We start from the raw sequence: 26,280 nt of genomic DNA, 5'->3' as shown, positions 1-26,280 counted from the left end.
GAAGGGGTGGTGCGGCAGGTGTTCGGCCATGTTCGCACCCACTACTGTCTGGCCATGCCACAGCCGCTCTCCGTGTTCGGTGTCGCCTCGCCGTACGCCTTCGACGTGGTGGAGTCTGCTCGCCGGTCAGGTCGTGACGTCGTCTGCGTCGACAACCACGGCGGCGCGGACGACCGGCTGCCGCGGCTCACCACCCTCGGCGACGACACCGCGCGTACGCCGTTCACGCTCGGCCTGTCCTCGGCCGCCGGCCGGTCGGGCGCGGCCCACGCGGCGCGGGACGGGGGGTGGGACCGGCCCGAAGCCATGGTCGACCCCACGGCGATCCTTCCGTCGACCGCCGAGGTCGCGCACGGGGCGTACGTCAACGCCGGGGTCGTCATCGGGTCGTGGGCCTCGATCGGCTGCCACGCGAACGTCAACAGGGCCAGCACGATCGGTCACGACGCCCGGCTCGGCTTCGCCGCCGCGACCGGACCGGGTGTGGTCCTCGCCGGCGGCGTCGTGGTCGAGGCGGGCGCGTTCGTGGGCTCGGGCGCGACGGTCCTGCCCGAGGTGACCATCGGGACCGGCGCCACCGTGGGGGCCGGAGCGGTCGTGACGCGCGACGTCGCCCCCGGCGACGTCGTCGTCGGCAACCCGGCCCGCGTGCTCAGGTCGCACACCGTGGAGGAGCTGACGTGTCCGCACTGCTGAGTGCCCTGGACGAGCCGGCACCGATCGTGCTGGCGCCGACCGGGATGGTGCCGACCAGGGCCATGACACCCCACGTGCCGCTCACGCCGGCCGAGATCGCCTCCGACGTCGCGGCGGCCGCGGCGATCGGGATCACATCGGTGCACCTCCACGCCCGCGGGGAGGACGAGGCGCCCACGTGGGAGCGCGAGGTCTACCGCCGGATCGTGGGAGCGGTCCGCGAGGCGGCCCCGGACGTCGTCATCAACGTCAGCACGAGCGGACGCACCTGGTCGGAGGTCGAGCGACGGGCGGACTGCCTGGCGCTCGAGGGCGACCTCAAGCCCGACCTCGCCTCGCTCACCCTGTCGTCGCTGAACTTCCTGACCCAGGCCTCGGTGAACAGCCCCGACACGATCCACGCCCTGGCGCAGATCATGCTCGAGCGCGGCATCGTGCCGGAGCTCGAGCTCTTCGACTTCGGGATGGTCAACTACGTCCACGTCCTGCGGCGCAAGGGCCTGCTCCCCGGGCCGGTCGTCGCCAACGTCTTCTTCGGCAACGTCGCCGGCATGCAGGCCTCGCTCGCCGAGATGGGTCTCGCCCTCGACCGGCTCCCCGACGGCACGATCTGGTCGGGCGCCGGGTTGGGCGACTTCGGGCTGCCGGTCCAGTCGCACTCGATCGCTGCCGGTGGCGGCGTACGGGTCGGGCTCGAGGACGGGATCTGGTTCGACCGCGGCCGCACGCGGCTGGCGACCAACCCGATGCTCGTCGAGCGGGTCCACGAGCTGCTGGCCCTGCACGACCGGGCGATGATGACGCCGGCGGAGCTGCGGGAAAGGCTGACTGCCCGATGAGGGTGCCGGCAGCCGCGCCGGCCCGGCTCGGCGACGCCGAGGCCCGAGCCGTCCGCGAGGCCGTCGAGCGCGTGCTGCGCGACGGGCCGTGGATCCTCGGCCCCGAGGTCGAGGGTTTCGAGGAGGCGTTCGCGCGCTACACCGGTCTGCGGCACGCCGTCGGCGTCGGCAACGGGACCGATGCCCTCGTCGTGGCGTTCACGGCGCTCGGCCTGTCGCCCGGCGCGGGCGTGCTGGTCGCTGCCGACGAGGGCGGGTACGCCGCGACGGCAGCGCGCATCGCCGGGCTGGTCCCCGTCGTGATGGACCTCGACCCCGCCTCCCTGACCGTCACGGCCTCGACCGCGGAGCACGCGCACCGGCCGGACGTCGAGGCCGTAGTGGTCACCCACCTGCACGGCGACGCCGTACCGCTGGACGGGATCGATGCCTGGCGCCGGCGCCGCGGGCTCGCGCTCGTGGAGGACTGCGCGCAGGCCCACGGCCTGCGCGTCGACGGTCGCCACGTGGGCGGCACCGGCGACGCGGCGACCTTCAGCTTCTACCCGACGAAGAACCTCGGCGCGATCGGTGACGGAGGGCTCGTGGCGTTCGCCGACGAGGAGGTCGCGGAACGCGCCCGCGCCCTGCGGCAGTACGGCTGGGCCGAGGAGCGGTTCCGCGTCGACCTCCCCCACGGCCGCAACACCCGGCTCGACCCGCTCCAGGCCGCCGTCCTGTCGGCCCGGCTGCCCCACCTCGACGAGCGCAACGCGCGTCGGCGGGCGATCGCCGACCGCTGGCGTCACGCGCTCTCCGGACGGGCCGCGCTGTGGGGCGACCCGCTGACGACGGTGGCCCACCACGCCGTCGTGGTGACGGTCGACCGCGACGACCTCGCCCGCCACCTGGCCGGTCACGGTGTCGAGACCGCGGTCCACTACCCGCACCTGGTCGGCGACATGCCGGGCCTGCGTGTCGAAGGACGTGGGACGCCGGTGGCCGCCGACACCTCCCGGCGGATCCTGAGCCTGCCCTGCTTCCCCGAGCTCACCGACGAGGAGGTGCACCATGTCGAGACAGCCCTCCGCGAGTGGGAGCCCGGTGCGCAGTAGGCGGTTCCCCTCCCACCGCGACGCGCGAGGCGAGCTGGTCGTCGTCGAGGGTGACGACCTCGGCTTCCCGGTGCGCCGGGTCTTCACCGTCACCGGCGTCGACGGCGGCGGACCGCGCGGTGGCCACCACGCGGTCTGCACCGAGCTCGTGGTCCTGGTGGCGGGCTCGGCCGACCTCACGCTCGGCACGCCACGAGGGACCGAGCACCACGAGCTCAGGACGCCCGGGGACTCCGTCACGATCACTGCCGGCGACCACGTCGACTACCAGCTCGACGGGTCCGGGTCCGTCGTCGTCGTGCTGTGCGACGAGCCCTTCGAGGTGCGCGGATGACCCGGGCGTCGGTGCTGATCCCGATCCACGACAAGGAGACGACGCTCCCGCTCGCCGTCGACACCGTGCTGCGCCAGAGCGTCGAGGACGTCGAGGTGCTGCTCATCGGCGACGGCGTCACCGACGGCGTACGTCGAGTGGCGGGCAACCTCGTCGCCGCCGATCGGCGGGTGCGGTTCCTCGACTTCCCCAAGGGGCCGTTCCACGGCGAGCGCTACCGCCACGACGCGATCCAGGCCGCGGACAGCGACGCGATCTTCTACCTCTGCGACGACGACCTGCTGCTGCCGGACCACGTCGCCGACCTGCTCGAGCTGCTCGAGGACCACGACCTCGCGCAGTGCCTCAACGGCTACCTCACGCCCGCCGGCGAGGTCCGTCTCTTCGCCTCGGACCTGTCCGACCCGCACGTGGCCGCGCTGCACCTGCGCGACGACCTCGACTACAACGCGATCTCGATCACGGGGACCGCCCACACCCGGTCGGCGTACGAGCGCGTCTCGCGCTGGGACACCACTCCGACGGGCTTCTGGCCGGACCGGTGGCAGTTCCGCAAGATGCTGGCGCCGGGCTTCCGCGCCGCGACCTCGGCGCGGATGACGGCCCTCCAGTTCCCCACCAGCAGCGGTGGACGGGACACGTGGGAGCCGCAGGCGCGCACCGACGAGATCGTCCCGTGGCACACGCTCGTCACGTCGCCGGGCGCCCAGGACGACATCGACAGGCGCGTCCGCGAGGGCATGCTCCGCCAGCTGATCGAGGACCGCGAGGAGCTGGCCACCCTGCACGCCTCGCTGGCCTCGACCCGGGAGTACTTCACCGTCCAGCTCGAGTCGAAGGAGACCTACTTCGGCGAGCTGGTCGCCGCCCTGCGCGCCGAGCCGGCGGCGCTGCGCGAGGAGCTGGACACCCTGCGCGGACACGTGGACCGCCTGCAGGAGATCCGGGCGGCCCAGGAGGCCAAGATCGAGGCGCTCCGCGAGCGCCTGCGCGCCCGGCGGGGCTAGCGACCGGCGGCGCGAGCCGCTGCCTCGATCCGCTCCCGCCGCTCGACCCAGAAGGCCGGGTCGTGGCCGGCGGCGGCCATCGCCTCGGCATCGGTGCCCACCGCACCGTCGAGCTCCTCGCGCAGGATGTCGGCGTGGCCGGCGTGCCGGCTCGTCTCGGCGAGCACGTGGACGAGCACGTTGAACAGGGGTACGTCGTCCGCGCCCCACCACTCGACCCGACCCGTGTCGCCCAGCGCGAGCGCCTCGATCGTCGCGTCGCTGTGCGACCACACCCGCTGGTAGCGCTCGACCACCTCGGCGCGGGACTCGTCCTCGGTCGCCCACAGGTCGGCCAGCCGCTCCTCCTCGACGTCCCAGCGCGGCAGCGGCTCGGGGAACGGGCGGCCGAAGACCTCACCGAGGTACCGCGCCTCCCATGTCGCGAGGTGCTTCACCAGCCCGAGCAGGTTGGTGCCGGTCGTGGTCATCGGGCGGCGGACGTCGTACTCCGACAGCCCGTCGAGCTTGGCGAGCACCGCAGCCCGCTCGTGCCGGAGGTAGGAGTGGAGGTTGGTCTTGGCCGCCGAGTCGTCCATGCCGCCACCCTGCCAGCAACCGTCCACACGCGCGGCAGGCGGTCAGTCCCGCCGGTGCGGCTCGACCGGCACCCGGACGTCGCGCTCCTCGGCGACCTCGATCGCGCGGCCGTAGCCCGCGTCGACGTGGCGGATGACGCCCATGCCCGGGTCGTTGGTCAGCACCCGCTGGATCTTCTCCGCGGCGAGCTCGGTGCCGTCGGCGACGGTGACCTGGCCGGCGTGGAGCGACCGGCCGATGCCGACGCCGCCGCCGTGGTGGAACGACACCCAGGTGGCGCCGGAGGCGGTGTTGACCAGGGCGTTGAGGATCGCCCAGTCGCCGATGGCGTCGGAGCCGTCGAGCATCGCCTCGGTCTCGCGGTAGGGCGACGCGACCGACCCGCAGTCGAGGTGGTCGCGGCCGATCACGACCGGCGCCTTGAGCTCGCCACTGGCGACCATCTCGTTGAACTTCGCGCCGGCCTTCGCGCGGTCGCCGTACCCGAGCCAGCAGATGCGGGCGGGCAGGCCCTGGAACTGGACGCGCTCGGCAGCCATGTCGAGCCAGGCGTGGAGGCGGGCGTACTCCGGCTTCTCGTCGGCGGGGAACAGCTCCTTGATCGCGCGGTCGGTGGCGAAGATGTCCTCGGGGTCGCCGGAGAGCGCGGCCCAGCGGAAGGGGCCCTTGCCCTCGCAGAAGAGCGGCCGGATGTAGGCCGGGACGAAGCCCGGGAACTCGAAGGCCCGGTCGTAGCCGCCCTTGCGGGCCTCGTCGCGGATCGAGTTGCCGTAGTCGAAGACCTCGGCACCGGCGTCCTGGAGCTCGACCATCGCGCGGACGTGGCGGGCCATCGACTCCTGGCTGCGCTTGGTGAAGCCTCGCGGATCCTCGGTGCGCTCGCGCTCCCAGTCGTCGTACGACGTCCCGGCGGGCAGGTAGAACAGCGGGTCGTGCGCGGACGTCTGGTCGGTCGCGATGTCGACGCGCACCGAGCCGTCGAGGTGCCGCTCGAGGATCTCCGGCAGCAGCTCGGCGGCGTTGCCCAGCACGCCGATCGACAGGCCGCGACGCGCGTCACGCGCCTCGAGCGCGAGCTCGATCGCGTGGTCGAGGTCGCGCGCCTGCGCGTCGAGGTAGCGGGTCTCGAGGCGGCGGTCGATGCGGTGCTGGTCGCACTCGATGCAGATGGCGACGCCGTCGTTCATCGTCACGGCCAGCGGCTGCGCGCCGCCCATCCCGCCGAGGCCGGCGGTGACGGTGATCGTGCCGGCGAGCGTCCCGCCGAACCTCTTGTCCGCGATCGCGGCGAAGGTCTCGAACGTGCCCTGCAGGATGCCCTGGGTGCCGATGTAGATCCACGAGCCCGCCGTCATCTGGCCGTACATCGTCAGGCCGAGGTCCTCGAGCCGACGGAACTCCTCCCAGTTCGCCCAGTCGCCGACGAGGTTGGAGTTGGCGATCAGCACGCGCGGCGCCCACTCGTGCGTGCGCATCACGCCGACCGGCTTGCCCGACTGCACGAGCAGCGTCTCGTCGGCCTCGAGGTCGCGCAGCGTCCGCACCAGCGCGTCGTACGACGGCCAGTCCCGCGCCGCCTTGCCGGTGCCGCCGTAGACGACCAGGTCCTCGGGCCGCTCGGCGTTGTCGGGGTCGAGGTTGTTCATCAACATCCGCAGCGGCGCCTCGGTCTGCCACGACTTCGCGGTCAGCTCGGTGCCGCGGGCGGCGTGGATCGGCAAGCGGGGGTTCGCGGCGACGTCCGGGTTCATGTCCTCATGGAACTGCGGTGGCGACCCGACGCGATAGTGGCCGGAGCGCTCAGCAGTCTGTGATCCGAGACTGCTCGCTCGACCCTGGCGCTTCAGTGGTGGTGGTTGCGGGCACGCGCCCACGCCCGCGCCGACGCCATCAGCTCGTCACGGGTGATGTAGCTGTCGTGGGGCCGCAGGTAGGGACGCACCTGCTTCACGCCGTTCGAGCAGAGGGCGTCGTTGTGCCAGTCCTGGTCCATGGTCGGTGCCCAGCGGCACGTCCACAGGCCTGCCGACGACCCGGCGAACCGCCCGGCCGTCGAGCCCGGGTGGGCATGGGCCGCAGGCACGATTCCGGCGACCGCGAGGACGCCCAGCAGGACGCTTGCGCAGACATTCCTTCTCATGCGTCGCAGGCTAGGCGTCCGAAGTGGGCCGCGTCCGCGGAACGGTGACAGTCACGGCCCGAGCAGGCCGGCGTGAAGGGCTCAGGAGAGAGCGCCGATCACGGACTCGGCCGCGGCGAGGACCGCGCCGGACTGGACGAGACCGACGGCGGTCTCGATCTCGGGCGAGAGGTGGCGGTCGGGACCGGGTCCCTCGACGCCGGACCGGCGCATCAGCGCGACCACCGCGGCGGTCGCTGGCGACGGCGTGAGCGGTGCGCGCAGGTCGAGCGCACGAGCCGCCGTGAGCACCTCGACGGCGATGACACGGGAGAGTCCGTCGACGGCGGTGCGCAGCTTGCGGGCAGCGTTCCACCCCATCGACACGTGGTCCTCCTGCATCGCACTGGAGGGGATCGAGTCGACGGAGGCCGGGACAGCGAGCCGCTTGAGCTCGGAGACGATCGCCGCCTGGGTGTACTGCGCGATCATGTGGCCGCTGTCGACGCCCGGGTCGGAGGCGAGGAACGGCGGCAGGTCGTGGCTGCGGGCCCGGTCGAGGAAGCGGTCCGTACGACGCTCGCTGATCGAGGCGACGTCCGCGGCGACGATCGCGAGGAAGTCGAGCACGTAGGCCACCGGGGCGCCGTGGAAGTTGCCGTTGGACTCGACCCGGTCACCGATCACGACCGGGTTGTCGATCGCGCTCGCGAGCTCGCGGCCGGCCACGCTCGCGGCGTGCTCGACCGTGTCCCGGGCAGCACCGTGCACCTGCGGCGAGCAGCGCAGGGAGTAGGCGTCCTGCACCCGGTTGCACTGGGCCCCACCTTCTGGCCCGGTGCGGTGCGACGCCACGATCGCGGAGTCGGCCATGAGGGCGGTCAGGTTGGCGGCGGACAGCGCCTGGCCGGGGTGCGGCCTGATCGCCTGGAGCTCGGGGGCGAACACGCGATCGGTGCCGAGCTGGCCCTCGACGCTCATCGCGGCCGCGACGTCGGCGGTGCGCAGCAGCATGCGCAGGTCGGTGATCGCCAGGACGAGCATGCCGAGCATGCCGTCGGTCCCGTTGATGAGGGCCAGGCCCTCCTTGGCCGCGAGCTCCACGGGCTCGAGCCCGGCGGCGGCGAGGGCATCTGCGGCCGGCATCAGCGTGCCGTCGGGGTCGCGCACCTCGCCCTCCCCCATCAGCGCGAGCGCGCAGTGGGACAGGGGCGCGAGGTCGCCCGAGCAGCCGAGCGACCCGTACTCCCGCACGACGGGGGTGATCCCGTGGGACAGCAACCCGGCGAGCAGCTGCGCGGTCTCGCGACGTACGCCGGTGTGCCCCGTCGCCAGCGTCGAGAGGCGCAGCAGCATCAGGCCCCGCACCACCTCGCGCTCGACCTCCGGGCCGGAGCCGGCGGCGTGCGAGCGGACCAGCGAGCGCTGGAGCTGGGCGCGCATCTCGGTCGGGATGTGACGGGTGGCGAGCGCGCCGAACCCGGTGCTGACGCCGTAGGTGGGCGTCTCGGCCGCGGCGAGGTCCTCGACGACCTGCCGGGCCCGGTCGATGGCGCCGAGCGCCTCGTCGGTCAGCGCGACGGGCGCCCCGTCGCGTGCGACGTGGACGAGGTCGTCGAAGGAGACGGGGCCGACCCCGACCTGGACGGTGTGCATGGCCACATCGTGCTCCCGGCGCTCACCGCGCCACCACCGCTTGGGAGCCGCCAGGGTCTGACATACGAGACTCACCCGCGCGGGTGTCGATCCGCTGGACAGGACGCCCGGGGCTGCCAGACTGGCAGTCCCCTGTCGAAGTGAAGAAGGAATCCCGTGACCACCCTGATCATCGTCATCGTCGTCGTCCTGGTCGTCGCCGCCGTGGCGGCCTTCCTCGTCAACAAGCGCAACAAGGACGCCAAGATCGCCCGGGCCGAGGAGCTGCGCAGCCAGGCCGCCACCCAGGCCCAGAGCACCATCGCGCCCGCCCAGCAGGACGCCGCCGAGGCGGAGCGCCGCGCCGAGGAGGCCCGCGCCCAGGCACAGCGCGCGGAGGCCGAGGCCCGCGAGGCGCAGGTCGCCGCCCAGCAGGTCGAGGCCGAGCACGAGGCCCAGGTCCGCGAGGCCGACCAGCTCGACCCCCGCGTCGACACCAGGGCCGACGACTACTCGCCGCAGGTCCCGGGCGGCGTCGACCAGCAGCCCACCCCGCCGTCCGAGGTCAACCGCACTCCCGACCCCGCCACGACCGACTCGACCGACTCGACCGACTCGACCGGGACGACGGCCACAGCCACCCCCGCCGACGAGCACGCCGCCGCACCCGGTCTCCCGCAGCGCACCCGGGGTGCCCAGGAGATGCCCGGCCAGCCGATCGAGAAGACCGACGACGGCGGCGGCTGGTTCACCAAGAGGGACTCCTCGAGCGACCCCGACAAGGCCTGACGACCAGCTCCGGAGACAACCGTGAGCCAGGTCCCGGCGGCGACCCGTACCCTGCGGGTGCTGCGGTTCCTGGCCACGCAGGCCGACCCGGTGCCGCTCGACCGGGTGATGCGGGCGTGCGACCTGCCGCGCAGCACGGCGTACCACCTGCTCAACGCGATGATCGACGAGGGCTTCGTCGTGCACCTGCCCGACGAGCACCGCTACGGACTCGGGGTCGCGGCCTTCGAGGTGGGCAGCGGCTTCACCCGGCAGGAGCCGCTGGCCCGCCTCGCCCGGCGGCCGCTCGCCGAGCTCGTCGACCGCACCGGCCACGGTGCCCACCTCGCCGTGCTGCACGGTCGCGACGTCCTCTACGTCATCGAGGAGCGGGCGCCGGGCCGACCACCGCTGGTCACCGACGTCGGCGTACGCCTGCCGGCCCACCTCACCGCGTCGGGCCGCACGATCCTGGCCGCGCTGCCGCCGAGCCAGGTGCGCGCCCTCTACCCCGACCGCAGTGCGTTCGTGGACCGCCACGGCAAGGGCCCGACGTCGTTGAGCGCCCTGCGCACCGTCCTGGCCGAGACACGCCAGCGCGGGCACGCCACGGAGGACGGGGAGGTGACCCCCGGCCTGCAGAGCGTCGCTGCACCCGTGCTCGACCACAACGCCCACCCGGTGGCGGGGGTGGCGGTGACCTTCCCCAGCGGCGTGACGGCCCACGTCGCCGCGATCGCGGCCGCGGTCACCGAGACGGCACGGCGCCTGACGAGGAGGGTCAGCGGCGGCCGAGCGCCTGCCACGTGACCCGCCGCGGGCGAATGTCGTTGCACCCCCGACGCATCCTGCCGCCGACGTGACTCGAGGACCGCCGTGACCCAGACGCCCCGCCACCCGCGCCGGATCCTCCTCTCGCTGCTCACCGCCGGTGGGCTCGTGGTCGGCGGCGTGGTGTCGGCCGAGCCGGACGGCTTCCCCTCCCCCGACCTCTTCTCGATCTACGACGCCGAGGTGGGCGCCCGCGCCGACGCCCTGGCCGGCCCGCCGCCGATCACCGACGCCGGCGCCGCCGCGATCGCCCAGGTGGCGGGCACCGCCACCCTCGACGGGCACGGGCACGTGCACAACGACCCGACCACGAAGAACGCCCTCAGCCGCAGCGGTGAGGCCACGGCCGCCCCGGACCGGACCACTCCCGCCGAGCGCGCTGCGAGCCGCGCCCGGGTCGCCGCGCAGCGCACCCAGCGCGAGCCCCGCCTGGTCGGGGTACCTCTGCGCAGCGCGAGGAAGCGGGTGCCCGAGGACGTCTACGCGATGGCCGGCGGCTGTTACTCCCTCGGCGGCCAGCCGCTCACCTTCCAGGCCACCGGCCTCGGCCGCTATCTCCTCTACGCGCCCGACCGCACGTTCCTCGCCGCGTCGGCGTCCGGGACGGGCGGAGCCGTGTGGGCGGCGTCCCCGTCACCCGACGCGGACTGGACGGTCCGCCGGACCGGCCGCGGCTCGTTCACCTTCACCCTCGCCGACGGCCGCGCGCTCCGCACGACGGGTGGGGCCTTCGCCACCGGGTCCGCCGAGCCGTTCGCGGTGCGCCGCACGACCGGCTGCGCCCCGTTCCCCGAGGTCGAGACCAACGTCAGTGGCCGGCCCTTCGGCGGCGTCACCGGCTACCAGGAGGTCCGTGGGTGGGTCGACCCGCACGTCCACGGGCAGACCCACGAGTTCCTCGGCGGCCGGGTCATCTGCAGCCCGCCGTTCCACAGGTACGGCGCCCCCGCAGCGCTCGTGGACTGCCCCGACCACCAGCTCGCGGACGGCCGCGGCGCCGCCCTCGAGGACGTGCTGGCGGGGAAGGCCCCGGGCAGCGGCCACGACCCCGTGGGCTGGCCGACGTTCTCCTACTGGCCCAACCCGCACTCGCTGACCCACCAGCAGGTCTACTACAAGTGGCTCGAGCGCTCCTGGCGCGCGGGGCTGCGCATCCACACCAGCCTGCTCACCGAGAACCACGTCCTCTGCACGGTCTACCCGCTCAAGAAGAACTCCTGCGACGACCGCGACTCCGTGCGCCTGCAGGCCGCGGACATGCGGGCGATGCAGGACTACATCGACGCGCAGTACGGCGGCCCCGGCCGTGGCTGGTACCGCATCGTCACCGACCCCTTCGAGGCGCGCGAGGTCATCAACGCCGGCAAGCTCGCGGTGGTGATGGGGATGGAGACGTCCGTACCGCTCGGCTGCAACGTCCAGCTCGGCCGGCCGACGTGCACCGAGGAGCAGATGCTCGCCGAGCTCGCCGAGATGAGGAAGCTCGGGGTCAGCCAGATGGAGCTGACCAACAAGTTCGACAACGCCTTCACCGGCGTCGCGGGCGACGCCGGCTCGACGGGCACGCTGACCAACAGCGCCAACTTCCTCAGCACCGGGTCGTTCCTGCGGATGCAGACCTGCCCGTCGACCTACGCCCCCGGCACCGAGGACCGGCTGCAGTCGCCCAACCTGGGCGACCTCGGGTCCCCTCCGCAGGGAACGCCCGACCAGGACGCCATCTTCGGGGCGATCTGGAAGCTCTTCGGCGACCTCGGCGTGCAGCCCGCGCCGATCTACCCGAGGGGCCCGCACTGCAACCAGCTCGGCCTCAGCCCGCTCGGGCAGAAGCTGCTCTCGGCGATGATCGACCAGAAGATCCTCTTCGACCCCGACCACATGAGCGTCGCCGGCCGCAACGCCGCGCTCGACTACATGGAGCAGCAGCAGGCCGCGGGCCGCCCGGTCGGTGTCGTGTCGTCGCACTCGTGGTCCACCCCCGACGCCTACCCGCGGATCTACCGCCTCGGCGGCTTCGTGGCGCCGTACGCCGGCGACTCGACGGGGTTCGTCGAGAAGTGGCGCCAGCACCTCGGCTGGACCGACGAGCGGTTCTACTTCGGCTTCGGCTTCGGCTCGGACATGAACGGCTTCGGCGCGCAGGGCGACCCGCGCGGCGCCGACGCGCCGGCCCCGGTGACGTACCCCTTCACGGGGCTCAACGGCGTGACCGTCAGCCGGCAGCGCAGCGGCGAGCGGGTCTTCGACATCAACCGCGACGGGGTCGCCCACTACGGGATGTACGCCGACTGGGTGGAGGACGTCCAGCACGTGGCGGGTGCCGATGGGGCGGCGCTCGGCGCCGACCTGAGCCGGGGCGCCGAGGCCTACCTCCAGACGTGGGAGCGGGCGTGGGGCATCGCGCCCGACTCGTGCCGCAACCCCGGCCTGCGGAAGTCGGTGCGCGCCTTCACCCGCGCGGCCGACGAGGGACTCCGGGCCAAGGCGCTGATGCAGCGCGTCGGCCAGCCCTGGCAGAGGCTGGGCCAGGAGTTCACCTACTGCGCGAGGAAGCCGGGCACGAAGCGGGTCCTGATGACCGTCGAGCTGTCCCGCGCGGGCAAGGTGGTCGGCGTACGACGCGGGTGAGCCGTCAGCGACGCTTCCACCGGTGCCGTCGTGGTGCCTTCCAGTCACCGCGCGACGCACCGAGGAGCTCCACCTCGTCGACGAACCGCTGGCGCGCGACGGCCCAGTCAGGGGTCTCGACGTAGGTGCGCGGCGTGCCCCGGTCGCCGGAGTACCAGACCCGGTAGGAACCGTCGTCGAGGACCCGGAGACCGATGTACTCGCTGGACCGGCCCCCCCGCACCGGGCGCCCGTGGACCACGAAGTGGTGGCCCTCTCCGAGTCCACGCGAGACCAGGTGCTCCGCGACCTCGTCGAGCTCGTCCGAGACCTGGAGGTCGACCGCGGCCGGGTCTCCGCGATCAGCCACGCGGCGGGCGAGGTCACGCAGGTCGTCGGCTCGGAGACCCGGCCAGCCGTGCACGGCATCGAGCCACTCAGCGGAGAGGGCCGAGGCACCGTGGGCAGCGCCGAGCAGCGAGCCCGCGATGGCGGCCACCGTGTCGGTGTCGTCCCCGGCATGCACGGCGGCCGACAGCGACGCCACGACCAGCGGCCCGTCGCCGAGCGGGTGGCAGATCGCCGACCAGGCGGCCTGGAGCGCGGTGACGACGTACCCGTTGGGCGCGAACGCGGACGGCGTGCGTCGCTCGGCGTCGGCGATCCACCCAGCCCACTGGTCGCGCCGGGCGTGAGGCAGCTCGACGACGTGCTCCGCCAGGTCGGGCACGTCTCCGTCGAGCACAGCGCGGCGGATCGCGTGGCACCACAGCACGCACGCGTCGCCGGCGAGCGGATCCGCGTGCGTGAGACCCGAGATCGCGCGCGCCTGCTCGCCCAGCGCTGCCGGGTCGTCGAGGAGGGCGAGCGCCACCGGCGCGGTGCGCATCAGCGATCCGTTGCCGGCAGTGCGACCGGTCTGCGCGTGCAGGGCGTACGACGCCAGGCGGGCCCGCTCGGCCGCGCGCGCTCCGTCGACATCGGCTGCCACCTCGCCTAGCACCTGCCGGGTCTGGGTGCCGACGTCGGAGGCGCCGGAGGCCAGCCAGTCGACCCACCCGGTGACGACGGCGTCGAGCGCATCGACCGTGCGCAGCCCGTGCTCAGCAGCTGCTCGGGCGATCACCACTGCCATCTGGGTGTCGTCGCTCCACTCGCCGGGTGCGTACGGCCCGAGCCCGCCACCGATCATCCGCGGCACCTCACCGGCAGCGAGCGGTGCCGAGCCGAGCTCGTACGGCACCCCGAGCGCATCGCCGCACGCGCCGCCGAGGAGGGTTCCCTCGACCCGGTCCTCCCGGGCGTCGGATGCCCGCGCCCTCGGGTCGGCGTCGCTCATCACGCAGCCGGTCAGTCGAGGACGAGGCCGTGAGCGGGCACGTCGACCAGCTCGGCCAGCTGCACCGGGCGGTTTTCGATGAGCAGCACGATCGGCACCGCCGCGGCGCGCTGCACCGCATCGCTGAGGACCATCGGGTCCTGGACGGTCCCGGTCACGGAGTAGACGGGCCACGTCCGGCCGCCGATGCCCGCGAGCCTCGCTGCCGCGCGCATGATCCGCGCCGCGGGGTTCGCGTCGACGACGACCCTCTTGACCCGCTGGTCCAGGTCGGTCACTTCGTCCGGGCCCGTCTCGACGACGAGCTCCTCGCCCTCCCCCGGCGTGAGGGCGGCACGGACCGGCAGGCCCGCGGCGACGGACAGCACCTCGGTCGCCATGTCAGGCGGAACGACCTGCTCCGACGCCAGGCCGGGGTCGATGCGGATGCCGAGGCGGCCGCCCGCCTGGTTGACCAGGTCGGCGACGAACACCTCCTGGATGGTCAGCTCCTCGACGTCGACGGCCAGGCCCGCGGTGAGTCGCAGCGGTGAGGAGTAGACGTGGACGTACTCCTCTTCGTCGGCCCGCGACGTCTCCACCCGGCCACCCTCGGCCACCCGCAGGTAGACCGGTGTGACGACGAGGGCACGCACGAGGATGGGCCACGGGGAGGTGGCGTCGGCGACGGTGCGCACGACGTCCAGGACGGAGGCGGTGTCGGACGACGTCGCCGCTTGCTGCCAGCGGGCATGGGCACCGGTCTCGTCAGCCACGTGGTCCTCCTCTGGCGGCGAAGGCCAGCGACGACAGCCGCCAGGCGAGCGGGTGCACGGCATGGCGGTGGAGCTCCTCGACAGGGACGAGGGCCTGCCACTCCTCGTCGGAGAATCGATGCTCCTGGACCGATCGCTGCACGGCGGCGAGACCGAGCGGGTCGGAGTAGCCGATGAAGGTCCGGGTGTCACAGCCCGGGTACCAGCGGACCTGGCCCAGGGCGCGGTCGGGGTCGAGCTGCACGGCCCGCCACGGCTGCACGCGTGCCGCCGCCGTACGCCACACCTGCTCGGCCTCGCGGTGGCGCTGGTCCCGCTCCGGGAGCGCGGCGATCGCGGCCGGGTCCCGCAAGACCGCCTGGACCGTCGCCCGCCAGCTCTCGCGGGTGGAGTCGGACAGCACCCCGAGGCGACGACCCGCCAGGCCGGCCTCCGCCGCGAGGAGCGGCTCGGTCCTCGCAGGGTCCTCACCGAGCGCGCCGAGCAGGTCGGCGAGACCGCTGGCCGTCGGCTCGTGACCGAACCACGGCGAGGACGGCGGGTCGGCCAGGGACTCGCCGAGGACCGCGACGACCAACCGGCCAGCGGGGCCGAGGTCGGCGCAGGCCTGCAGGGCGGTGACCACCCACTGCTCGAGCCCGTCGTCGACGGGCGGCGGGTCGGCTGCCGGCGGTGGCGGGTCGGACGACCGGCCCAGCAGGCGGTCGAGCAGGCTCACTGACCGTCCTCGGCGGCCGCGCCGACGACCATGCTGCCGCCGAGACCGGTGGCGAAACCCTGCCCGAAGCCCGACCAGGCGCCGTCCGGGACCGCGCTGACCCAGGGCGAGGGCCCCGTCCACTGCGAGGCCGCGCCCTGCGAGTAGAAGGGTTCGTCGAGGCCCATCACGTGCTGGGTCGCGCCGCCGCCGGTCGTCGGCTGCGGACCGATGGTGCCCTCCTGGACGCGCATGCCGTCTCCCTGGGTGAAGTCGCGCACGGTGATCTCGTCGCGGGGACGGTAGGTCCCGTCGCCATTGTCGTACCAGCTCTTCTCGAGCGCGAGACGGTCCATGCCCTGCGTCTCCGTGCGGAGCGCTGCGGCCTCACGGGTGTCGGTCCAGAACGTCCCGGTGCCGGGATCGCCCTTGCCGTGCAGGTTGACCAACGTCTCCGAGCGCGGCACGGAGCCGTGCTCGGTGTGCCCGCCGGCCCACGAGTTCGCGATGTCGGGCCGGTTGTAGTCCGCATCGAACCGGTGCGGCCCGAACACGTCCTCGAAGGTGCCCAGCTCGGGCTCTGCCCCGCGGCGCAGGAGGCGCGCCTGGTCGGCGGGCGACAGTCCGTCGAGGTGCCGGCCGAGGGCCAGGTCGTCCATCTTGGACAGCCCGGTGAGGTCGCCGAGGTCGAGGCCGCGCAACGACTTGAGGCCGTGGAGCGGGCGGGCGAGGAGCGAGATGTCGTGCAGGCCGTTGAGCCCGCGCAGCGCCTTCAGGCTGGCGCCGGCGCCACCGGTCGCGATCGCCGCGACGGCGTCGGGCACGAGGTGACCGATGGCGCGCGCCGGGTCGTCGGCCCACGTGTCCCAGTCGAGCAGGCTCTTGCCGAGGTTCTTTCCGAAGCCGATCGGGTCGGTCGTCAGCCCGGTGTAGATGCCGGTCGCCATGTCCCAGGCGTTCTCGGCGGACAGCTCGTACTTCTTCATCAGCTCCTCGGGCGTGATGTCGCCCGTCGCGAGCTTGTAGGAGTCGATGACCATGTTGACGGGGCTGAACGGCACCATCGTCAGCAGGTCCCAGACCGCCTCGCCGGCGCCCTCGAGGATCCCGCCGACGAACTTGAGCCCGGACTCGAGCCAGTTGGGCTCCTCCGGGGCGTCGGCGCAGCCCGCCTTGATCTCGCCCGCACAGACGTGGGCGGCGTTGTCGAGGTCGGACCGGGCGGATGCGAGCTCCTCCAGGGCACCCTGCTGGATCGGGTTGCCCGAGTCGACGAACGGCTCGGCCTGGTCGGTCCCGCCGTTGGCCCAGTACGTCCGCATCCGGCCCATGTAGGAGTCGTACCGGGTGCGCGCGTCGGCGGACTCCTGCTGCCCGCGCTCGTACTCCTTGCGCGCCCACTCGGCCCGCGACTGCGCGTTCTCCAGCGCACCGGCGTACGTCGTCAGCCCGGCGGCCGCCCGCTTGAAACCGTTGCCGGACTTGTACCAGCGCTCCGGCTCGAGGTCGTGGGCCTCGCGGAACTCGTCGGCCGCGCGTCCGGTCCAGCCGGACACGTCGATCTTCGACAACGCGTCGCCCGTGTCGTAGAAGAGCTGTCCCTTCTGCTCCATGGTGACGGCCTTGGACCGGATGTTGCCCGGGTTGCCCTCGATCTCGAAGTCCGGCATCTCACAGCACCTTCACCGAGGCGATGGTGCCCTTGAGCGCCGAGAGGGCGTCGTACCCCGCCTTGTCGGTCTCGAAGTAGTTCATCGCGATCTTGCCGAGGCGGCCGGCCATCTCCTCGACGTCCTGGCAGAGGTTGTTGACGCCTTCTTCCCAACGCCCCTTGAACTCGTCGAGCGCGTCCCAGACCACGTCGTGACCGACGTCGCCCTTGGACGGCACGAGGTCCTCGACGTCCTTGTCCTTGAAGAGCTGCAGCGTCTCGTTGAGCCCTTCGGCGGCCTTGCCCATGCTCTGGAGATCGACTTCGTAGTCGTACGACGGCATGGCTCCTCGATTCCCCGTCGGCCGGTCCCTCAAACCGTACGATCTCGCGCGCCGGTCGCGGGTGTGAAGATGGCGTGACGGGGGTAGGAGGCCTGCCAGCACCCGAGTCATCGCGAGAGGAGGCGGCCGTGGCCGTCGGACTTGTCTACGCCGAGATGCAGGCAGCCGCCCAGGCCGTCGCCGAGGCGGTCGAGCCGCTGCAGCAGACGTTGAGCGACCTCGGCTCTACCATCGAGACCGAGGCAGGCTCGGGCTTCAAGGGCCAGGCGGCCGCCGGCTTCGGCGAGGCGATCAACGAGTGGTTCACCGTCGCCGTCACGCTCGGCCCGATCCTCGACGGCTACGCCCAGAACCTGATGTACGTCGCCCAGGAGCACCAGACCAACGACGTCGCCCAGGCCCAGCGCGCAGGCCAGCTCGCCGACCGGCTCGGTGGAGGTGCCCAGTGAGCGAGCGAGGACTGGTCGTGCACCAGGGGTCGCTGTCAGCGATGGAGACCGCGCTCGCGGACGCAACGACGGCCATCACCACACAGATCACCGAGCTCCTCGAGCAGGTCGAGAAGGCCACCCCCGGCTGGGACGAGACGAGCGACTCCCACGCCGCCCACCTCGAGTACCAGCAGAAGCTGCGCGACGGCGTCCAGAAGCTGACCGAGGCGCTCGACCAGGTGAGGTCCAAGCTGTCGACCTACCGCGAGGACGCCCGAGAGATCGAGGTCGAGAACATCGCCATCGTGAACTGACCCACGTCTCCTCGCCCCGCCAAGTTACCTGCGGGTAGGCTCAGCGTCACCCGGACGGCCCTGCCGTCGGCCCTGAGTCGGTCCTATGCTCCGGCTCAGTACGCCCGATCCGAGGAGCAGCCCTTCATGCAGATGTTCGCGATCGTCGTCTCGTTCGCCCTCACCGTCGCCGCCGTCGCGATGCTGGTGCCGGCCGTACGACGCATGCTGGGCGTGATCCGCAGCGGCCAGCCCGATGCGAGCCGGGGCGAGAACCCGTCGGGGCGCGCCGTCACGATGCTCAAGGAGACGTTCCTCCACACCCGGATGCTCCAGTGGCACTGGGTCGGCATCATGCACTGGTTCGTCTACGCGGCGTTCCTCTTCCTCAGCACGGCCGTGCTGGCGGCGTACTTCCAGCTGTTCTCGCCGTCGTTCGCCTGGCCGCTCGTCGGCCACTGGTACCCCTACGAGTGGTTCAGCGAGCTCATCGGCCTGCTCAGCACGATCGGCATCGCCTACCTCATCGTCTACCGCCAGAAGCACCACCCGCGGTCCGAGGGGCGCCGGAGCCGGTTCTTCGGCTCGACCTTCTGGCAGGCCTACTTCGTGGAGGCGCTCGCCCTCCTCGAGGGCTCCGCGATCCTCTTCGTCCGCGCCGCCGAGTGGAAGCTCGACGAGGACGCCGGACGCAGCCACTACCCGATCGCGTCGTGGATCGGTGACGCCTTCTACTCCAACGACGCCTCGACCCTCGAGAACACGATCTACGCGATCGCGGCCTTCAAGATCGCGCTGGCGATGATCTGGCTGATGGTGATCGCGCGCAACATCACCATGGGCATCGCGTGGCACCGGTTCACCGCGTGGTTCAACATCTACTTCAAGCGCGAGCCCGACGGCCGTACGGCGCTGGGCGCGATGAAGCCGCTGACGTCGGCCGGCAAGCCGATCACCCTCGACGACATCGACGACCTCGACGAGGAGTCGGTGCTCGGCGTCGGCAAGGCCGAGGACTTCTCGTGGAAGGGGATCCTCGACTTCACGACCTGCACCGAGTGCGGCCGCTGCCAGTCGCAGTGCCCGGCGTGGAACACCGAGAAGCCGCTGTCGCCCAAGCTGCTCATCACCTCGCTGCGCGACCACACCTACCTCAAGCACGACGGTGACGAGTCGCACGCCTCGCGCGAGCTCGTGGGCGCCGGGTCCAAGGGCGAGTCGGCCGGCAGCGGCACGGACGTCCTCGACTACTTCTACAACCCGGCCGACGGCGACTTCGTCATCGACGAGGACGTCCTGTGGAGCTGCACCTCGTGCGGCGCCTGCGTCCAGCAGTGCCCCGTCGACATCGAGCACGTCGACCACATCATGGACATGCGGCGCTACCAGCTGCTCGTCGAGTCGAACTTCCCCGCCGAGCTCAACCAGCTCTTCAAGGGCCTGGAGAACAAGGGCAACCCGTGGAACATGTCGGCCTCGGCCCGCATGGACTGGGCGAAGGGCCTGGACTTCGATGTGCCGGTCGTCGGGGAGGACCTGGAGTCCCTCGAGTCGGTCGACTGGCTGTTCTGGGTCGGGTGCGCGGGCGCGTACGAGGACCGCGCGAAGAAGACCACCCGCGCGGTCGCCGAGCTGCTGGACATGGCCGGCATCTCCTTCGGCGTCCTCGGCAACGGCGAGACCTGCACCGGTGACCCGGCCCGGCGCGCCGGCAACGAGTTCGTCTTCCAGGGACTCGCCCAGCAGAACGTCGAGACCTTCAAGGAGTACAAGGTCAAGAAGGTCGTCTCGACCTGCGCCCACTGCTTCAACACGCTGAAGAACGAGTACAAGGACTTCGGCATCGAGCTCGAGGTCGTGCACCACACGCAGCTGCTCAACCGCCTCGTGCGCGAGGGAAAGCTGACGCCGGTCAAGGACGGCGCGGGCGCGGCCAAGCGGTCGATCACCTACCACGACCCGTGCTACCTCGGCCGCCACAACCAGGTCTACTCGCCGCCGCGCGAGCTGCTCGAGATCCTCCCCGGCGCCGAGTTCGTCGAGATGGAGCGCAACTCCGAGCGGTCCTTCTGCTGCGGCGCCGGCGGTGCCCGGATGTGGATGGAGGAGAACCTCGGCGAGCGGATCAACATGAACCGCACCCGCGAGGCCGTCGGCACCGGTGCCGACCAGATCGCCGTCGGCTGCCCCTTCTGCCGGGTGATGCTCTCCGACGGCCTCACCGCGCAGCAGGCGGCCGGCGAGGCCCGAGAGGAGGTCGAGGTCCTCGACGTCGCGCAGATGCTGCTCGCATCGGTGAAGGGTGAGCAGGCGACCAAGGCCGCGCCCTCGTCCGCTCGCGCAGCCGCCCCCGCTCCGGCCGCGTCCTCCGGGACCGACGTCGCGACGAAGGACGAGCCCGAGGCCGGCGACGTGACGGTCACCGACGACACCGTCACCGAGACGGCCGACGCCGGTCCTGCCGCCAAGGCCTCCGGCGGTACGTCGCTCTTCGACACGCCCGCGCCCGAGGAGCAGGCCCCGTCGTCCGACGCCGGCGGGTCGCTCTTCGACACGCCCGCACCCGAGGAGCAGGCCCCGTCGTCCGACGCCGGCGGGTCGCTCTTCGACACGCCCGCACCTGGGGCCGAGCCGACTCCCGCCGCGGCGTCCTCCGACTCGGCGCCCGCCTCCACCGACCTCGGCGCCGGCGGGTCGCTCTTCGACGTGGGCGGCTCCGACGCCGACCCTGCCCCCGCTCCCGCGGCGGCGCAGGGTGAGACGCCTGCTCCTGCCGAGGCCGCTGAACCGAAGCCCGCGCAGGCGGACCTCGGCGCCGGTGGGTCGCTCTTCGACCTGGGGACGCCCGAGCCCGCGCCCGCCGCGCCCTCCGCACCGGCCCCCTCGGCCGAGCACGAGACCGCGGCCGCCGAGCCACCCGCGGAGCCCGCCGCCGACCTCGGCGGCGGGGGCTCGCTCTTCGACATCGCGGCACCCGACCCGGTGCCGGCGGCCTCCGAGGCGACCCCCGAGGCGACCCCCGAGCCCGCACTGGCCGTTGAGTCTCCCAGCGACTCAGCTCCCAGCGAGGCCGGGACGAGTGACGAACCGGCTGCCCCGACGACCGAGTCGTCACACGCTGCGGCGTCGAGCGGTGCGACGTCGACCCCCGCGACCGACGTCGACCTCTCCAGCGGCGGGTCGCTGTTCGACATCCAGGCACCCGCGGTCGCCGCTGAGTCTCCCAACGACTCAACGCCGACCGAGCCCGAGGCCGAGCCCGCCGAGGAGGTCGAGTCTCCCAGCGACTCAACGCCGAGTGAGTCCGGAGCCGAGCCCGCCGAGGAGGTCGAGTCTCCCAGCGACTCATCCGCCACCGCGCCGCCGAGCGGGGCGGACCTCAGCCGCGCTGCCCTGTTCACCGACCCCGACGAGGGAGCGACGGACGAGGCGGACGACCCGGACACCATCCTCGACGCCGACGACCAGGCCGACGACGAGGCCGACGACGAGGCCGACGACGAGGCCGACGACGAAGCCGACACCGAAGTCGAGGCCGCCGCGAAGGCGGACCCCGCAACGGACGCCGGGGAGAAGCCCACCGCCAGGCCAGCGTCGACAGCGGGCGACAGCCCCGCCCCGCGCACGGACGTCGACATCAGCAGCTCGGGCTCGCTGTTCGACCTCTGACCTTGTCAGGCATTCCCTAGGGGTGTGACGTCACACGACACCAATTGTGACATCGAGTGACGTCACTCTGCTGTTGACATGACGTCATAGTGATGTCAGAGTGGTGCACATGGACATCACCCCCTACGTCGAGACCCTGCGCCGCGACCTGGTGGCCGCGGCCCAGGCGGGGAGCGACGACCTCAAGCAGGCGGCGGAGCGGCTGGCGTTCGCGCTCGACCCCAGCGCCCGGCTCGCGCTGATGGAGGCGATCTCCCACGCCGCGGCCGAGATCACCGCCGAGCTGCCCGACGGCAGCGTCGACGTACGGCTCAGCGGGCGTGAGCTCGACTTCGTCGTCGAGGTCGCGCCACGGGTCGAGCTGCCCGCACCCCCTCCTCCGCCGGCGCCGCCCGCGCCGACCGACGAGGAGGACGGCGACCTGGCCCGTGTGACGCTGCGCATCCCCGAGGCCGTCAAGGCACGGGCCGAGGAGAAGGCCGCAGCGGCCGGCCAGAGCCTCAACACGTGGCTGGTCGGCATCGTGCGCAGCGCGACCAACGAGCACGCCATCAACGTCGACATCGACCTCAGCAGCGTGCCCTTCGTGGGTTACGACCCCTTCGCCGCCAACCGCAAGGGCCAGGGCAACAACCGCCGGATGACCGGCTGGCTCTGACCCACCCACGCCGTCACGGCTGACGGCCCGACCCACCGCACCAGCGGACCGGCACCTCGCCGGCCCGGCGGGCGAGCACACCCTCGACCCGGTCACCGATCCCACCATCCAGAGCTGGAGAGACCATGCACACCTCGATCGACCACACCTTCGACACCCCCGAGCCGGTCGTCCTGCACGTCGAGAACGGCCGTGGCCTCGTCGACGTGACCGCGACCGACACGACGCAGACGACGGTGCGCATCACCGGCGACCGCGCGGAGGAGTTCGACGTGCGCTACCTAGGGGACCGCATCGCGATCATCGCGCCGCACCGCAGCGGCGGCATCTTCGGCAAGGACAGCAAGGCCGAGATCGTCGTCGAGGTCCCGGTCGCGAGCGGCCTCAGCGTGAAGGTCGGCAGCAGCGACGTCGTCACGCACGGCCGGTTCGACGACACCCGCGTCGACTCCGGCTCCGGGGACATCACGCTCGACGTCGTCGACGGCGACACGGCGGTCCAGTGCGGCTCGGGCGACCTCGTCGCCGAGAACCTCGCTGGTGACACCCGGGTGAAGACCGGGTCCGGCGACATCCAGATCGGGCGCGCCGACTCCGACGTCCTCATCACCACCGGGTCCGGCGACGTCCGCATCGAGCGCGTCGTCGGCGAGCTGGCCATCAAGACCGGGTCGGGCGACGCCGAGGTCGCCGAGGCGCTGGGCGATGTCGTCTTCACGGCCGGCTCGGGCGACCTCTCGATCGGCCGGTCCTCCTCGGGACGGATCACCGCCAAGACCGCGAGCGGCGACGTGAGCATCGGTGTCGTGGGCGGTACGCCGGTGTGGACCGACGTCCGCACATCGAGCGGCCGGCTCTCGTCCTCGCTCCCCTCGACCGGCGAGCCCGCGGAGGGTCAGCCCTTCCTCGAGGTCCGCGCCACGACCGCCTCCGGCGACGTCACCCTCCACCAGAGCCAGAACTGATCCACACGACCCCCAGGAAGGAGCACGGCCATGTACGACTCACTCACCGACATCGAGCTCATCGCCCGCCACCGCATCGCCGAGCGCGTGCGCTACTCGCCCCGCGCACCCAAGCGCCGCTGAACCGGACGTCAGGACTTCATCGCGACGCCACGGCGCCAGTAGCCCATGAAGGCGACCTGCCGGCGGTCGAAGCCGAGCTCGTTGACCAGGTGCCGCCGCAGGCCCGTCACGACCTTCGACTCCCCGGCGATCCAGGCGTACGTGCCGCCGACCACGGCGACGTCACCGGGCACCTCCTCGCCGGACGAGGAGTAGTACGGCGTCTCCCACAGGTCGGGGTCGACCTCGTCGGCCGCCACGTCGACCTCCGCATCGGGTATGCCGAGGTGCGCGACCACCGCGTCGTGCAGCGGCTGCCCGAGCGGTGAGTCCTCCCGCGCGAGCCAGGAGATGGAGACGCCGGCGGGACGACGTACGTCCTGGACGTCACCGGCGTGCGGCACCTCGAGGAACACCGCACCGCGGGCGTCGTCGGGCAGCTGCTCGAGCACGGTGCAGACCGCCGGGACGGCGGTCTCGTCACCCACCAGCAGCAGGTCGGCGCCGGGGGCCGGCGTGAACTCGATCCCTCCGTAGGGGAACCCGCGCCGCGGCGCCATCAGCACGATCCGGTCGCCCACCGTGGCCCGCGAGGCCCACGTCGACCCCGGCCCGACGAGGTCGCCCTCGAGGTGCAGCACCATGTCGACCACGAAGGTCGTCCGCTCACCGGTGCCGCGCACGTCGCGGATCGTGTAGGTCCGCATGTGTCCACGCTCGGTCGCGGGCCGTTCGAACCACCTGGACAGCCACGTCTCGTCGGCGCCCTCCGTCGTGGTGATGCCGCCGGTGACGGGGTCGGGGAAGACGAGCTTGATCCGCTGGTCCCACCGCGGGCCGTCGACGCCGAACTCGGCGAGCGCGGGGCTGCCGAGCTCGATGCGGGCGAACGACGGCGAGAGCCGCTCGACCGAGACCACCTCGACGTCGGTGAACAGCATGGGGAGGCCGGTCTGGTGGGACGCGGTGACGGTCATCGGAGCTCCTGGTGGTCGAGACGGGCGGGGCGGGCGGGGACGTGGCGGCCGACGGGCACCACGAGCGGGGTGTGCGAGACGGGGTCCTCGATGACGCGGTTGTCGAGGCCGAAGACGGTGCGTACGACGTCCTCGGTGACCACCTCGGCCGGAGTTCCCTCGGCCACGATGCGGCCCGCGTGGAGGGCGACGAGGTGGTCGGCGTAGCGAGCCGAGAGGTTGAGGTCGTGGAGCACCATCACGATCGTGGTGCCGCGCCGGGCGTTGAGCTCGACCAGCAGGTCGAGCATCTCGACCTGGTGCGCGACGTCGAGGTAGGTCGTGGGCTCGTCGAGCAGCAGCAGGTCGGTGCCCTGCGCGAGCGCCATCGCGATCCAGACGCGCTGCCGCTGGCCTCCGGACAGCTCGTCGACCGCACGGTCGGCGAGCTCGTAGGTGTCGGTGAGGACCATCGCCTCCTCGACGGCGGCGCGGTCCTCGGCGGTCCATCGCGTGAAGACGCCCTGGTGCGGGTGCCGGCCGCGACCGACGAGGTCGGCGACGACGACCCCCTCGGGCGCGACGGGGTTCTGCGGCAGGAGGCCCAGCACCTTGGCCACCTCCTTCGTCGGCCGGCGGTGGATCGCCTCGCCGTCGAGCAGCACGACGCCGCCCCGGGGTCGTACGAGCCGGGCCAGGCCCTTGAGCAGCGTGGACTTGCCGCACGCGTTGGGCCCGACGACGACGGTCACCTTGCCGTCGGGGATCTCGACGCTGACCTCGTGGACGACCTGACGGTCGGCGTAGCCGAGGGTCAGCTCCCGGGTCTGCAACCTGCTCGAGTGGGTCATCCGGTCCTCCCGGTCGCGGCGCCGCGCGCCAGTAGCCAGAGCAGGAACGGCCCGCCGACCGCTCCGGTGACGATGCCGACGGGGAGCACGACATCGGGGACGAGGTACGCCGCGACGTGGTCGGCGAGCAGCATCAGGACCGCCCCGACGAGCGCACCGGCGAGCAGGCTGTGCCGTCCGCCCAGCAGCGCGCGCGCGATCGGGCCGGACATGAAGGCGACGAAGGCCACCGGCCCGGCGGCCGCGACCGCGACCGCGGTGAGCAGCACACCGACGAGCAGGAGCGCGTCGGTACGGTGCCGTCCGACTCCGAGCCCTGCGGCGGCCTCCGGGCCGAGCTCGAGTGCTCCGAGCGAGCGCGACAGCACGGCGAGGGTCGGCAGCAGCACCGCGAGGCAGGTCGCGAGCAGGCCGATCGTCGACCACGGGACGTTGTTGAGGCTGCCGACCAGCCAGCGCAGGGCGAGCTGGACGTCCCACGTGCTGGAGCGAGCGAGGAGGTACTGGATGACCGACGTCATCGCCGCGGCTACCCCGACGCCGACCAGCACCAGGCGGTAGCCGCCGGTGGTGCCGGCGACCCATCGCACGACGGCCGAGACCACGACCGCTCCGACGACGGCGAACGCCGACACCGCACCGTCGCGCAGGCCCAGCGTCAGCAGGGCGAAGATCCCGGCGGCACTGGCGCCCAGGCTCACGCCCACGATGTCGGGACTGGCCAGCGGGTTGCGCAGGAGGGCCTGGAAGAGCGACCCGGCCGAGCCGAGCGCGAGGCCGACGAGCACCGCGAGCACCGCTCGTGGCAGCTTGCTCTCCATCAGGATGAAGGTCGAGACCGGCAGCTGCTCGCCGAACAGGATCCGGAAGAAGTCCGGGACGGTGAAGGTGTAGTCGCCGAGCAGCACGCGGACCGCGAAGGCGGCCAGGAGCGCGAGGGCGAGCCCGCTGATCACGAGGCGGCGACGGCGCCGCGGTCGCCTGGTCGCGGCGCGGAGGTCAGGGCGGACCTCGGGCTCGTCCGGCAGTGCAGTGGTTGCCCGCGTGGAAGTCATCGTCA

General features: G+C 72.5%; 25 protein-coding genes. 13 read left to right on the top strand and 12 right to left on the bottom strand.

Translation table 11 applies throughout. The features are described 5' to 3' along the window. The first annotated feature begins 54 nt into the window (after positions 1 to 54). The 5 genes from L2K70_RS00420 to L2K70_RS00400 are packed head-to-tail and all read left to right on the top strand — an operon-like array spanning position 55 to position 3,970. A complete protein-coding gene (locus tag L2K70_RS00420) occupies positions 55 to 696 on the top strand; it encodes an LbetaH domain-containing protein (protein WP_236397355.1) in 642 nt (213 codons plus the stop codon). Further along, a complete protein-coding gene (locus L2K70_RS00415) occupies positions 681 to 1,535 on the top strand; it encodes a beta-keto acid cleavage family enzyme (RefSeq protein ID WP_236397353.1) in 855 nt (284 codons plus the stop codon). The genes L2K70_RS00420 and L2K70_RS00415 overlap by 16 nt, the downstream gene beginning before the upstream one ends. Further along, on the top strand, positions 1,532 to 2,629 hold the full coding sequence (locus tag L2K70_RS00410; RefSeq protein WP_236397349.1) for a DegT/DnrJ/EryC1/StrS family aminotransferase: 1,098 nt from the start codon (positions 1,532 to 1,534) through the stop codon (positions 2,627 to 2,629). Before L2K70_RS00415 ends, L2K70_RS00410 begins: the two co-directional genes overlap by 4 nt. Further along, a complete protein-coding gene (locus tag L2K70_RS00405) occupies positions 2,619 to 2,963 on the top strand; it encodes a WxcM-like domain-containing protein (protein WP_236397347.1) in 345 nt (114 codons plus the stop codon). Before L2K70_RS00410 ends, L2K70_RS00405 begins: the two co-directional genes overlap by 11 nt. Continuing rightward, on the top strand, positions 2,960 to 3,970 hold the full coding sequence (locus L2K70_RS00400; protein ID WP_236397345.1) for a glycosyltransferase family 2 protein: 1,011 nt from the start codon (positions 2,960 to 2,962) through the stop codon (positions 3,968 to 3,970). The genes L2K70_RS00405 and L2K70_RS00400 overlap by 4 nt, the downstream gene beginning before the upstream one ends. Here the strand turns inward: L2K70_RS00400 and L2K70_RS00395 are convergent. From L2K70_RS00395 to hutH, 4 genes are all read right to left on the bottom strand, one after another. Beyond that, positions 3,967 to 4,548 carry a DinB family protein gene (locus L2K70_RS00395; protein WP_236397342.1) on the bottom strand — a complete coding sequence of 194 codons (582 nt, stop codon included), beginning with the start codon at positions 4,546 to 4,548 and terminating at the stop codon, positions 3,967 to 3,969. The genes L2K70_RS00400 and L2K70_RS00395 overlap by 4 nt on opposite strands. 42 nt (positions 4,549 to 4,590) lie before the next feature. Beyond that, positions 4,591 to 6,300, bottom strand: a complete 1,710-nt coding sequence (hutU, locus tag L2K70_RS00390) for a urocanate hydratase (protein WP_236397339.1) — start codon at positions 6,298 to 6,300, stop codon at positions 4,591 to 4,593. 92 nt (positions 6,301 to 6,392) lie between these two features. Beyond that, positions 6,393 to 6,689 (bottom strand): hypothetical protein, encoded by a 297-nt coding sequence (locus L2K70_RS00385; RefSeq protein WP_236397336.1) that lies wholly within the window; start codon positions 6,687 to 6,689, stop codon positions 6,393 to 6,395. An 81-nt stretch (positions 6,690 to 6,770) separates the two neighbouring features. Beyond that, a complete protein-coding gene (gene hutH / locus L2K70_RS00380; RefSeq protein WP_236397333.1) occupies positions 6,771 to 8,324 on the bottom strand; it encodes a histidine ammonia-lyase in 1,554 nt (517 codons plus the stop codon). Positions 8,325 to 8,480: 156 nt separating this feature from the next. On the opposite strand from hutH, the gene L2K70_RS00375 reads away from it, so the two are divergent. The 3 genes from L2K70_RS00375 (at position 8,481) to L2K70_RS00365 (ending at position 12,530) form a co-directional block, all read left to right on the top strand. Beyond that, positions 8,481 to 9,092 carry a hypothetical protein gene (locus L2K70_RS00375; protein WP_236397330.1) on the top strand — a complete coding sequence of 204 codons (612 nt, stop codon included), beginning with the start codon at positions 8,481 to 8,483 and terminating at the stop codon, positions 9,090 to 9,092. Between the two features lie 21 nt (positions 9,093 to 9,113). Further along, entirely contained in the window at positions 9,114 to 9,881 is a 768-nt protein-coding gene (locus L2K70_RS00370) for an IclR family transcriptional regulator (protein WP_236397326.1), read from the top strand. A gap of 66 nt (positions 9,882 to 9,947) precedes the next feature. Beyond that, positions 9,948 to 12,530 (top strand): amidohydrolase family protein, encoded by a 2,583-nt coding sequence (locus L2K70_RS00365; protein WP_236397323.1) that lies wholly within the window; start codon positions 9,948 to 9,950, stop codon positions 12,528 to 12,530. Between the two features lie 4 nt (positions 12,531 to 12,534). Here the strand turns inward: L2K70_RS00365 and L2K70_RS00360 are convergent, their stop codons facing one another. From L2K70_RS00360 to L2K70_RS00340, 5 genes are read right to left on the bottom strand one after another with little or no spacing between them, the layout of a single operon-like run. Further along, positions 12,535 to 13,848: an ADP-ribosylglycohydrolase family protein gene (locus tag L2K70_RS00360; RefSeq protein ID WP_236397320.1), complete on the bottom strand. Its 1,314-nt coding sequence runs from the start codon at positions 13,846 to 13,848 to the stop codon at positions 12,535 to 12,537. Between the two features lie 11 nt (positions 13,849 to 13,859). Next, positions 13,860 to 14,603 carry a hypothetical protein gene (locus L2K70_RS00355; protein WP_236397318.1) on the bottom strand — a complete coding sequence of 248 codons (744 nt, stop codon included), beginning with the start codon at positions 14,601 to 14,603 and terminating at the stop codon, positions 13,860 to 13,862. Next, positions 14,596 to 15,321, bottom strand: a complete 726-nt coding sequence (locus tag L2K70_RS00350; RefSeq protein ID WP_236397316.1) for a hypothetical protein — start codon at positions 15,319 to 15,321, stop codon at positions 14,596 to 14,598. Before L2K70_RS00350 ends, L2K70_RS00355 begins: the two co-directional genes overlap by 8 nt. Next, positions 15,318 to 16,970 (bottom strand): putative T7SS-secreted protein, encoded by a 1,653-nt coding sequence (locus tag L2K70_RS00345; RefSeq protein ID WP_236397314.1) that lies wholly within the window; start codon positions 16,968 to 16,970, stop codon positions 15,318 to 15,320. The genes L2K70_RS00350 and L2K70_RS00345 overlap by 4 nt, the downstream gene beginning before the upstream one ends. A 1-nt stretch (position 16,971) precedes the next feature. Then, the gene (locus tag L2K70_RS00340; protein ID WP_236397312.1) at positions 16,972 to 17,295 is read right to left on the bottom strand and encodes a hypothetical protein; all 324 of its coding nucleotides are present in this window, start codon (positions 17,293 to 17,295) and stop codon (positions 16,972 to 16,974) included. A gap of 128 nt (positions 17,296 to 17,423) precedes the next feature. Here L2K70_RS00340 and L2K70_RS00335 point away from each other — a divergent pair, with 128 nt between their 5' ends. The 5 genes from L2K70_RS00335 to L2K70_RS00315 all read left to right on the top strand — a co-directional run bounded on the left by L2K70_RS00335 (position 17,424) and on the right by L2K70_RS00315 (position 23,311). Beyond that, positions 17,424 to 17,744 carry a WXG100 family type VII secretion target gene (locus L2K70_RS00335; RefSeq protein ID WP_236397310.1) on the top strand — a complete coding sequence of 107 codons (321 nt, stop codon included), beginning with the start codon at positions 17,424 to 17,426 and terminating at the stop codon, positions 17,742 to 17,744. After that, positions 17,741 to 18,040 carry a hypothetical protein gene (locus tag L2K70_RS00330; protein ID WP_236397308.1) on the top strand — a complete coding sequence of 100 codons (300 nt, stop codon included), beginning with the start codon at positions 17,741 to 17,743 and terminating at the stop codon, positions 18,038 to 18,040. The genes L2K70_RS00335 and L2K70_RS00330 overlap by 4 nt, the downstream gene beginning before the upstream one ends. 126 nt (positions 18,041 to 18,166) lie before the next feature. Continuing rightward, positions 18,167 to 21,688, top strand: a complete 3,522-nt coding sequence (locus tag L2K70_RS00325; RefSeq protein ID WP_236397306.1) for a (Fe-S)-binding protein — start codon at positions 18,167 to 18,169, stop codon at positions 21,686 to 21,688. A 109-nt stretch (positions 21,689 to 21,797) separates the two neighbouring features. Next, complete coding sequence (locus L2K70_RS00320) at positions 21,798 to 22,346, top strand: toxin-antitoxin system HicB family antitoxin (RefSeq protein WP_236397303.1); 549 nt, start codon at positions 21,798 to 21,800, stop codon at positions 22,344 to 22,346. 125 nt (positions 22,347 to 22,471) lie between these two features. Then, positions 22,472 to 23,311, top strand: coding sequence for a DUF4097 family beta strand repeat-containing protein (locus tag L2K70_RS00315; protein WP_236397300.1), 840 nt, complete (start codon positions 22,472 to 22,474; stop codon positions 23,309 to 23,311). Between the two features lie 131 nt (positions 23,312 to 23,442). On the opposite strand, the gene L2K70_RS00310 is transcribed toward L2K70_RS00315, so the two are convergent. From L2K70_RS00310 to L2K70_RS00300, 3 genes are read right to left on the bottom strand one after another with little or no spacing between them, the layout of a single operon-like run. After that, positions 23,443 to 24,390 carry a siderophore-interacting protein gene (locus L2K70_RS00310; RefSeq protein ID WP_236397297.1) on the bottom strand — a complete coding sequence of 316 codons (948 nt, stop codon included), beginning with the start codon at positions 24,388 to 24,390 and terminating at the stop codon, positions 23,443 to 23,445. After that, the gene (locus L2K70_RS00305; protein WP_236397294.1) at positions 24,387 to 25,220 is read right to left on the bottom strand and encodes an ABC transporter ATP-binding protein; all 834 of its coding nucleotides are present in this window, start codon (positions 25,218 to 25,220) and stop codon (positions 24,387 to 24,389) included. The genes L2K70_RS00310 and L2K70_RS00305 overlap by 4 nt, the downstream gene beginning before the upstream one ends. Beyond that, entirely contained in the window at positions 25,217 to 26,275 is a 1,059-nt protein-coding gene (locus tag L2K70_RS00300) for a FecCD family ABC transporter permease (RefSeq protein ID WP_236397291.1), read from the bottom strand. The genes L2K70_RS00305 and L2K70_RS00300 overlap by 4 nt, the downstream gene beginning before the upstream one ends. Positions 26,276 to 26,280: the final 5 nt, after the last annotated feature.

Source organism: Nocardioides potassii (assembly GCF_021648885.1).
Classification (GTDB): Bacteria; Actinomycetota; Actinomycetes; order Propionibacteriales; family Nocardioidaceae; genus Nocardioides; species Nocardioides potassii.
This window is presented reverse-complemented; position numbering and strand designations above follow the sequence as displayed.